Here is a 2588-nt window from a genome sequence, read left to right on the forward strand (position 1 = left end):
TCTCAATTTTCTGCCTTTAGGGAGCCTGTGCCAATCACAGGCTCCCTTTTCTTTCCCTTGTTAGTCTAAACTCCAGATAGTTGAGCAGTAGGAATTACAGATAGAGGCAGCACATATTTATTGTTGAGTAATCGGAGCAACAAATCGGGGAACTTCAGCTTAAGTTGTCACCCATGAGTAGAGCCGGAAACAAGCTACTTATTACTGATTACTTCTTACTTCTTTTATATCGCATTACTCGGAAATCTCTGCTTCAAAACAGGCATTACCGGACAAGGTTTTTGCTCCTGTAAATTCTCTGGTTTGTTCCAAGTAAAAGGCCCTTTTTTCTCCGCCGCCATCCACAGCAAGCTTTTTGCTCTGGTCATCGCCACATACAGCAGTCGAAACTCTTCGGCTGTTTTCAAATAACCTGCTTGTTCCCAGGCTTCGCCTAGATTTGGTAAAGGATATTTTTCGTGCAAACTTGCTCGAATTTGTGCTCTTGCTACCTCTGCTAAAGTGAAATCTCCTAAAAATCGGGTTTGTGGCAAAACTCGCAAATTTCCGGGGATGGTTTGTTGGTGCAGAAACGGCAAAAATACACAATCCCAATCTAATCCTTTGGCTTTGTGCATGGTAATAATTGTTAGTTGACCTTTGCTGGTATAGCGTTCTTCTATTTTGTCATCTGCATCCACAGGTTCAAATCTTTCGGAACTGACAATTTCACTCAGTACATCCAAAATATTCCGCATTGAATTGTTGCCGGCTGTTTGGATTGCTACCCGTTCTGCTAATTTGTCGGCGGTGGCTAATTCTGTTTGGTCGTATTGCAGCGCTAAGGCTAAGAATGAAATGATTTGGTAGGGTGGCAGTTCTAAGCTAGCTTGCAGCAAACCGCAGCAAAAATAGCGACATTTGCGAACGGGATCTGACTGCTGGGGGTCTAGGGGGCCTGGGTAAAGAAATTGCTCGGGGCTAGTCGCAAAAGCATTGTAGTCTTGTTTGGGGATCAGTTGCCGAGCGCTCAAAATTTTTAAGGCTGCTTTCAGGTAGTCTGGAGAGTGCGGGCGATCGAGAAATTGCAGCAGTGTTAAGATTTCCCAAGGTACTTGAGAATGTCTGTCGCGTTCTCCCACATCTTCAATTTTAATCCCGTATTTCCGCAAATCAAAGCTTAATCCGTGTTTTTGAGGATTTTCCAGCACTTCTTTGATAAACTTACCTTGTTTGTTTTCCCGCACCAAAATAGCCATCGATTTCAGATTTTCTAACGGCAATTTGGCACTATTTTCCCCATCACTAGCTTCACCGCCTGATTCGAGATTTTTGCCATTTCTTCCCAATTCAAACTCAGCGGGTAAAAATTCTTCTACTAACTCAATTACCCGCTTGCCAATCAACTCAACTGTATGGTAAATATCGCGGGGAGTATGCAATTCTAAGCCTTGACCAATGGGATCCGGATTTGCATTTTGCTGCGGATTATTGCTGGGTACTGGCTTAATAGTTTGGTCGCGAAAAGGCTTTTCATTTTTCGCTAATTCTGAGCCATTTACCCATTGCAACATAAAGTTAGCCGCATCGATAATTACTTGGGTGCTGCGACCTGCACCGTCCATTGTCGCTAACTTATTCTCTACTTCGCACTTATCACAAAATTGGTTAAAATAAATCGGGTCTGCGGGAGTGAAAGTAGAATTAATCGCTTGATTTGGGTCGCCAACTCTGATAAAATTGGGACGTAAAGTAGGATAATCGGGATCGATCGCCAATGTTTCCAAAAGCCGAGTTTGCAAAGGTGTAGAATCTTGGGCTTCGTCCTCAAAAACGGCAAATACTTGCTTTTGCTCGATCGCCCTCGCCCTTGGATTTTCCAACACCCGCAAAGCTGCTAAAATCATCTCGTCGTAATCGATAAATTCCCGACTCCTCAACAAAGTCTGATATTTTTGATATAAACCCCCAGCTACCGCTAAAATCTCATAACCATCCCCAGTATCAAGAGCGCTCATTTCTAACAACTGTTCGGGAAATAAACCAGAAGATTTCGCCTCATGAATCACAGTTTTAGCTACCTGCGGCAAAATTTCCGTCCGCAAAACCGATTGTCGCCGCAGCCTCTCCGTTTCCTCTCCGTCGAATTGCTGTCCTTCCAACAAAACTTGATATCGGCGGGGATTTTCGGCAATCCAAAGTTCTACACAGGTGCGAATTAATCGGTGACTTTGAGTGGGAGTAACTAAGGTGGAATTTTCTAAATTTAAACCCGACAAATCAGGATGGCGCATCGCAATATTCAAAGCTAAACCGTGCAAAGTGTGCACCGCGAAACCGCCTTGAGATAAAGACAATTCTGCCAATCTTTCCCGAATTTTAGCTTTAATATTAGCAGCAGCCGATCGCGTAAATGTCACGACAATTAACTGGCGGCGGCTGTGAAGCCCGTTGCGGGCGATCGCAATTGCCGACGCAGCAGCCATTCCCGTAGACTTCCCGGCCCCCGGAACCGCCGAAACAGCAAGGGGACCGCCTTGCCAATCCGCCATGTCCTGCTGCCCCGCACGCAAGCTTTCGCGAATTTTAAGGCAAGCTTGTTCTCGCAA

1 protein-coding gene is annotated in these 2588 nt (G+C 44.9%); it reads right to left on the reverse strand.

Annotated elements, in window-relative coordinates; all coding sequences use genetic code 11:
- Positions 1-224: 224 nt before the first annotated feature.
- The coding region (locus QUA38_RS21155; protein ID WP_333165214.1) for an ATP-dependent helicase at positions 225-2588 on the reverse strand (2364 nt) is incomplete at its 5' end.

Origin of the sequence: Microcoleus sp. Pol12B4 (assembly GCF_036701385.1) — a bacterium.
Classification (GTDB): domain Bacteria; phylum Cyanobacteriota; class Cyanobacteriia; order Cyanobacteriales; family Microcoleaceae; genus Microcoleus.